Annotated in this window: 7 protein-coding genes; 5 read left to right on the forward strand and 2 right to left on the reverse strand. The window is 64.9% G+C overall.

Features of this window, described 5'->3' with window-relative positions:
* Positions 1–1,157: hypothetical protein (locus B7Z66_15500; GenBank protein OYV74717.1), on the reverse strand; the 1,157-nt coding region annotated here is incomplete at its 3' end.
* A gap of 497 nt (positions 1,158–1,654) precedes the next feature.
* On the opposite strand from B7Z66_15500, the gene B7Z66_15505 reads away from it, so the two are divergent.
* Together B7Z66_15505 and B7Z66_15510 are read left to right on the forward strand one after the other, a co-directional pair.
* Positions 1,655–2,875, forward strand: coding sequence for a hypothetical protein (locus B7Z66_15505; protein OYV74718.1), 1,221 nt, complete (start codon positions 1,655–1,657; stop codon positions 2,873–2,875).
* 46 nt (positions 2,876–2,921) lie between these two features.
* Positions 2,922–3,956 carry a hypothetical protein gene (locus B7Z66_15510; protein OYV74719.1) on the forward strand — a complete coding sequence of 345 codons (1,035 nt, stop codon included), beginning with the start codon at positions 2,922–2,924 and terminating at the stop codon, positions 3,954–3,956.
* A 17-nt stretch (positions 3,957–3,973) separates the two neighbouring features.
* Here the strand turns inward: B7Z66_15510 and B7Z66_15515 are convergent, their stop codons facing one another.
* The gene (locus tag B7Z66_15515; protein OYV74720.1) at positions 3,974–4,873 is read right to left on the reverse strand and encodes a hypothetical protein; all 900 of its coding nucleotides are present in this window, start codon (positions 4,871–4,873) and stop codon (positions 3,974–3,976) included.
* 176 nt (positions 4,874–5,049) lie between these two features.
* Between B7Z66_15515 and B7Z66_15520 the strand changes: the two genes are divergently transcribed.
* From B7Z66_15520 to B7Z66_15530, 3 genes are read left to right on the forward strand one after another with little or no spacing between them, the layout of a single operon-like run.
* Positions 5,050–6,225 (forward strand): ATPase, encoded by a 1,176-nt coding sequence (locus B7Z66_15520; protein ID OYV74723.1) that lies wholly within the window; start codon positions 5,050–5,052, stop codon positions 6,223–6,225.
* 3 nt (positions 6,226–6,228) lie between these two features.
* Positions 6,229–6,522, forward strand: a complete 294-nt coding sequence (locus B7Z66_15525) for a regulator (protein OYV74721.1) — start codon at positions 6,229–6,231, stop codon at positions 6,520–6,522.
* Positions 6,519–7,022: a toxin gene (locus B7Z66_15530; protein ID OYV74722.1), complete on the forward strand. Its 504-nt coding sequence runs from the start codon at positions 6,519–6,521 to the stop codon at positions 7,020–7,022. Before B7Z66_15525 ends, B7Z66_15530 begins: the two co-directional genes overlap by 4 nt.
* Positions 7,023–7,279 lie beyond the last annotated feature (257 nt).

Raw genomic sequence — 7,279 nt, forward strand, 5'->3', positions numbered from 1 at the left:
TCCGTGAGAGCCGCTAGGCGCGCCTCAAGTGCGCTATTGCGCGCGCGCAACCGCCCTCCCCTTTCGGCCTGTTCGATCGCCTCCTGTTGCGCGGCCTGGAGGGCCGTGGCCTTGGCGGCGTGGACCTGTTGCTGGAGCTGCTCTTCGATCGGGGTCGTCCCTGCCCCGCGCAGGTCCAGGTCCAGCCCCTTGACGATAAACCCGGTCACCGACGTATGGATGGCGCCGCGGCGTACCTTCTCTTCGGCGATATCGAGGTGCGCCGCGATGTAGTCGCTGGGATACTGACTCACCAGGCGCTCGATCGAGCGGGCGCGGAACCCGAAGTGTGCGAGCCGCTTGCGGATCGTGTCATCCAGCGCGGGCTCCTCCGGGGGGAGCGCCTGCGGATCGGCAAGTTGGACGGCGGGTGGGTCCAGAAGCGGCACCTTGCGCTGGACATCGAATCCAATGGTTTGCACCGCCCTCCCCTCCCGGATCTTCTCGACGCAAACCGCCAGATCGGAATACGCGTTGATCTCGCGGACCATCGGCGTCAGAACGCGCTTGGAGAAATCCCGGAACTGCGGGTAGGCGCTCGTAGAGAGATTCAGCAACACCTTGAGTTCATCCAGGGACATCACGACCTGCAGCCGTTCCTTGCGCCGGGTATCGAGTGCGTCGACGAAATATTCCCACGCGGAGTGGGCGTGGCGGCTGCCAAAGGCGTTGGAGACGCTCAGCTTGAGCCGGGCGTAGAGACGGGGGTTTTTGATCCGCGGGATCAGGTTCGGGGGAAACGCGTACTGACAGACTCCATCCGCGGTGACCCGTGCATAGGCCAGCGCCTCGAAGGCCTCCCACTCCTTCCAGGTGCCGTCCCGCCCGAAGATATTGGCCTCGACCCGGGTGTTTTTCAGGGCCTCGAAGTCCTCCTTGATCTCACGGATGTTGCGGCTTCGGTACTCGAGATCCTTGCAGAGTTGGCTCACCCGCAGGGTGTGGATCGGGTCGATGCCCAGGCGGGGGTAAGCACGGTAGAGCAGGATGTTGTACATCTTGCGCTGCTGCAGGGTCAGATTCTGTTTCGCCTGGATGAGCGGGGTCGCCTTCAGGAGCTCGCGCAGCGGCGCACTGGTGGGAATCGAGGACACGGCTTCATCGCTGCCGGCGTTCAATCGGGACCTCGGTGTCGTCACAAATCCGTCCCCGGAAGTGCTCACAATTTTGTCCCCCGCCCCCATATCCGTCCCCTGGACCGCACAAATCCGTCCCCTACTCCATTCACAAATCCGCCCTCTTCACGGCACAAATCGGACCACAGTTCACAAATCCGTCCCCGGCATTAATCGCAACCCATTGTTCTGATAGCGATTACAGCACTGACAATATGTGTTGTTCTCTTCAAACAAAGACAACACCGTTGCGCCGCTGGAGACGTAGATACCACGCACAAATCCGTCCACCCTATATTAAGTGAAGCCGCCGGCAATGCAGGACACCGCCCTCCCCTGCCCCACCGGTGGCCAACGTGTTAGCACACTATGCACGTAGGTGCCGTGTTTGCCGCTTGAGTCTATTACCCAGGCCGGTTTATTGCAAATGCGTGGTTTTCTGTCATACTTCCGCTAATCACCGAGTATATTCTGCATTTCCCGGTATGCAAGGAGTCCCGATGGCACAATCCGCGAAAACACCGACGCCCTCTCCCGCTCCGCAGGACATCGTCGGGGTACGCGAGGTCGCGGATATCGAGGAACAATCCTACGAGGTCATCCAATCCCTGCGAAACCGCGTGTTTGAACCCGATCATACGAAGCGCCTGAAACGGCGGTTCGCCCCCGCGGAGGCCGCGAGTCTGGTGGGACGCAAGGCGGGCTCGATCCGCGCCGCTGAGCGTGCCGGGCGCCTGCCGGAGCCGCCCCGGGACGCACGCGGGCGGCGCTCCGGGTACACGCTCGTGGACCTGAACCGGATGCGGGAGGAGTTCGGCACCCGGCCGTGGCGCGACCCGGCGGTGGATGCGCCGGTGCATCTGGCCATCCAGAGCTTCAAGGGCGGCGTCGGGAAAAGCACCCTCGCCGCCCATATCTCGCAATACCTCGCCCTGCAGGGCTATCGGGTGTGCGTGGTGGACTGCGATCCGCAGGCGAGCCTGACGGCGCTGTTCGGTTTCCACCCCGATTACGACGTCCATCCGGATCAGACCCTGGCGCCGTACCTGGCCGGCGAGCGCGCCTCGCTCGATTATGCGGTGCGGGAAACCTACTGGGACCAGTTGCACATCATCCCTGCCAATCTGGACCTCTACAACGTGGAATATCAGCTGGCGGCGCGCCTGCCCTCCAATCCGCGGGCGCTGGAGCGGCTGCGCTCCGGGTTGGAGGCGCTCGGGGAGCGGTTCGATGTGGTGATCATCGACCCGCCGCCGGCCCTCGGCATGATCTCGCTCTCGGTCCTGCGGGCGGCCAACGCCATGATCGTGCCGGTGCGGCCGGCGACGCTGGATTTCGCGTCCACCGCGCATTTCTTCACGATGCTGCGCGAGACGATGGAAAAGCTCACGGAGCTCGGCATGGAAACGCGGTTCCGGTTCCTGAAGATCGTGGCCAACGACATGGACGAGGGTAAAAGCGCCCATGTGGCCATCACCCACATGATGCAGCGTCTCTACAAGGATACGATGCTCACCACGGTGATGCGCGACAGCGCGGAAATCGACAATGCCTCCGCGGCACTGATGACGGTGTTTGAACTCGAGCGCCCGATCACCTCGCGGGAGGTGCATCGCCGGTGCGTGAATTACCTGGTGGGGGTGAATCGCGAGATCGAGCTGCTGATCCGCAAGACCTGGCCGAGCCACCGGGAGCGGCTGCGGGCGCAAGGGTTGCTGTAGCAGGATCGGGACGGGTTCGGGACGCAGTGAATCGGAGGGGCAGGGGATGGGCAATCGCAATCGTACGCTGATGGAGACACTGGGCGAGCCGCAGGCAACGAAGAAGGACACGGAGACCGGGGAGCGGGAACGCCCCGGGCACCTCCAGCGCCGCGATGACCATCTCTCGGAGCTGGTCAGCGGGCGCTACCAGGACAAGGTGCTGCTGCTGGTGGACCCGCAGCGCTGTCGCCCATGGGCGCATCACAATCGCCGCTACGATCTGCTGGATGAACAGCGCTGCGCGGACCTGATCGAGAGCTTCAAGGCCCAGGGCAAACAGGAGTTCCCCGCGATCGTGCGGCGCCTGGAAGGCGACCCCGACCGCGACTATGAGGTGATCTGCGGCGCGCGGCGCTTGTGGACCGTGCGCTGGCTGCGGGCGAATCACTATCCGGATTTCCGGTTCCTGATCGAGGTTCGGGAACTCACCGACGAGGAGGCGTTCCGCCTCGCGGACGTGGAGAACCGGGACCGGGTCGACATCAGCGACTACGAGCGGGCGCTGGACTACCGCCACGCACTGGAACGCTATTACCGGACCCAGGAGGAGATGGCCAAGCGCCTGGAGGTCAGTCCGGGCTGGCTGAGCCGGTACCTGAGCCTCGGGGAGTTGCCCAAGGAGATCATCGAGGCCTATCCGCAGGTCACGGAGGTTCGGGTGCAACATGCCCGTGTGCTGAAACCCCTGCTGCGTTCCGCGGAGATGCGCAAGCGCGTGCTCGCCCGGGCCCAGGAGCTGGTGCATGAGCAGGGGCAGCAGGGAAAGGAGGGCGGGGCGCGTGATGGCCAGGCCGTGGTGCGGGAGCTGGTGCGGGCAGCGCGGCCACCCCAACGGCGCCGCGCTGCCTCGGCGACCGAAATCCCCAGCGCCGCCGGCAAGCCGATGCTCCGGGTGGCGGCGAAAGGGCGGGGCGGACTGGTCCTGGAGATCCTTCCGGGGAACGGGGCCGCCCTGGCGGAACTCCGGGAGGCCTGTGCCCGGGTGTTGGGGGAGCACTTCCACAAGCCGCAGGGCGGAAAAATTGTCGATCGGCAATAATCGTGTAACATGTTGTTCTAGCGTTGATATCCGAGCTTTTCCAGCACCCCTTCCAGTACCTCCAGATCGGCAAATTGGACCTGGAGCGTGCCTTGCCCGGTACGCCCGTCGAATGCAATGCGCACCGGTGAGCCGATGTGCTCCCCGAGGGACCGCTCCAGACGTGCAAGGTCCGGGTCTTCGGGGGGCGGATTTGTGCACGATGGGCGGATTTCCTCGCCGTGGACAGGGTGCCCCTGGCGCGACGCCCGCGCCCACCGTTCCACCGCCCGGACGGAGGCCCGCGGCCGTTGACGCAGGGCCCGGGCCGCCAGTGCGCGTTGCGCCTCGGCCGGCAGGGAGGCCAGCGCCCGCCCGTGGCCCGCGGCGAGTTCCCCGCGCTGTATCCAGGCCTGGACCTGGGGATCCAGGTGCCTCAGGCGCAGATGATGGCTGAGCGCGGTGCGCGAGCAGCCGAGTTCGCGGGCCAGGGCCGCCTTGGTCTTCCGGGGCCCCTGCGCGGGCTGAAGCAGGTCGTCAAGGGCCGCTGCACGGCGCATCGGGTCCGGGTCCCCGGCCGGCATCTGCGCCGTCAGCGCCTGGGCCTGGGCGTCGGACAGGTCGTGGCGGATATAGGCCGGCACGAGGGCGATCCCGGCGGCCTGGGCCAACATCCAGCTGTCCTCCCCATCAAGGATTTCGTAGGCCTCGAACGTCCCGCGGGCCACGGGTCGGACGATGAGTGGGCGCACGGCCCCGGTACGCCGGGCGGTGGCGATCTGTTCCGGCGCAGGATAGGGCAGGGGGCGGCCGCGCCGCTGGGGGCTGCGTTCCAGGAACGCCAGGTCGATTTCCGCAAATTTCCGTGTCACGTGACACAGTATAGCGGGTTTCCACGCGGGAGGGGCCAGGGGCAGCCCGCTGATGGCGGTCTGCACGCCATACCGTGTCACGTGACACGTATTGGGGGGCCGGGTCACCGCACGTCCGCTCTTGGGCATGGGGAACGGTTGGGGACGGGTATGGCCCCTCGGGAACGGAATCAACGAGACCCCAACGATTCCAAACAAGGAATATCCTTGCAAATTGAAATATTAGATATCAGAATACAATGATGATAGAGCGACGGATCCAACAGCACGTTACCGACGCATTGGGGCGCCAGGCGGCGGTCGCGTTGATCGGCCCGCGTCAAGTCGGTAAGACCACGTTGGCACAGGACATCGCGCAGGCGCGGGGTGCGCTGTATCTCGACCTGGAGGACACCAACGACCGGGCGAAGCTGACCAGCCCGGCACTGTTTCTGAGGCAATACGAAGACCGGCTGGTGGTGCTCGACGAAATCCACCGCGTGCCGGAGCTGTTTCAGACCCTGCGGGGGGTCATCGACCAAGGGCGTCGGAAGGGCCGGCGGACCGGGCGTTTCCTGATCCTGGGCGCGGCGTCCATCGATCGGCTGCGCCAGTCCGGCGAGAGCTTGGCCGGGCGGATCGAGTACGTGGATATGCAGCCCCTCGATGTCACCGAAGTGGGGGCAGGGGGAGGGGAATCCGACCGGCTATGGATCCGGGGCGGTTTCCCGGACAGCTTTCTGGCACAGAACGACCCGGACAGCCTGAAGCTGCGCAAGAGTTTCATCCGGACCTATCTGGAACGCGACGTGCCGCAATTCGGGCCGCGCGTCCCGGCGGAGACACTGGCGCGCCTGTGGACCATGCTCGCGCACGGGCAGGGCACGCTGTTGAACGCCTCGCGGCTTGCGGCGGGGCTGTCCCTGACCGCGCCGACGGTCACCAAGTACATCGACCTTCTGGTGGACCTGCTGCTGGTGCGGCGGCTTCCGCCGTGGCACGCGAATATCGGCAAGCGGCTGGTGAAGTCCCCCAAGGTCTATGTCCGGGACAGCGGCCTGGTGCACGCGCTGCTCGGTATCGAGGATTACAACGCCGTGGCCGGCCATCCGGTGGTCGGGGCGAGCTGGGAAGGGTTTGTGATCGAAAACTTGCTTTCGGTAGCGCCCGACCGGACCCGGGCCCATTTCTACCGCACCGCGGCCGGCGCGGAGATCGACTTGGTGCTCGAGCTTCCCGGCCGGGCCGGGCGCTGGGCGATCGAGATCAAGCGCGCGCTGCCGGCCAAGCCGGGCAGGGGGTTTTACCAAGCCTGTGAGGACCTGCAGCCGGCCAAGCGCTTTGTGGTGTATGCCGGCGCGGGGGACTATCCGGTGTCGGAGGACGTACAGGCGATCGGCGTGCTGGAGCTGGCCCAAACGCTCTTGCGGATGAACTAACCCATGCGCAGTTGGCGCCCAGTTTTCCCAATCTTCTCAAACCCGCACTCACTCGGCAAGCGCGATAAGATTCACTACACCATCCGCCAGGACGGCGAAGTGGTGCTCACGTGCGCCAGCGGCGCCGGAGGGGATGATCCGGTCCTTGGGCGGTTCCTGGGCTTCCTGGCGCGTGACATCGCCACACACCCGGAGCGGCTCCAGGCCGTCGATAGCGGTTTCGTCCAGCGCATTCGGTCTCTGGTCGGCAGCGCCGAAGTCGATCTCGACGCGGCACTGGCGGAAAACGATGAATGAACGGGGTCCAGTCGGCCCCCTTGGTCGTCAACGGCTGGACGCTCTTCGCCCACCCGCTGTTTCTTGAACAACTCGAAGCACTGACGCAGCCGGTCGAGGGACTCAAGCAGAAAGACCCGGGCGGCTACACCAGGGGAAACGCCACCAATCGACTGGCAGCGATTGCCAAACTGGCGTTGGAGGTCATTCCACAGGACCCGGCAAGGCCGGAATACCGACAGGGCAACACGCTTGGCGGGGACCACAAGCACTGGTTCCGTGCCAAGTTCCTCCAGCAATACCGGCTGTTCTTCCGTTACCACGCCCCAAGCAAAGTGATCGTCTACGCCTGGGTGAATGATGAGGACACCCAGCGGGCCTATGCGCGCAGCGGTGATGCCTCCCGGGTTTTCCGAAAAATGCTGGAGAACGGCCATCCGCCCGACGATTGGGATCGGCTCCTGGCAGAGGCGCGCGCAGAATCCAACCGGATGCAGCCAGTGGTGGGGACGCAGTCTTGAGAGCGGCCCGCCGCGTGCATGGGCTCGCCGGCAGGACCGCGTGTGCATGGATGTATTACCGAGTTACTGGGAGGAGATCAGGATGGGAACCGTTCGTCGCCCACCCGTAGCCTCTGGTCACTCCGCAGCAGTTGCCCCGCCCGGCGTTGTTATTTAAAAGGCGGTTTCAATGACCAAGTGCAAAAAGTGCGGCATGATGCTGCCTGAAGTCGAAATCATCCGGAGTGAACAACTCGGCCGGACATTTAAAGCCCAAC

It is taken from the genome of Chromatiales bacterium 21-64-14 (assembly GCA_002255365.1).
Classification (GTDB): domain Bacteria; phylum Pseudomonadota; class Gammaproteobacteria; order 21-64-14; family 21-64-14; genus 21-64-14.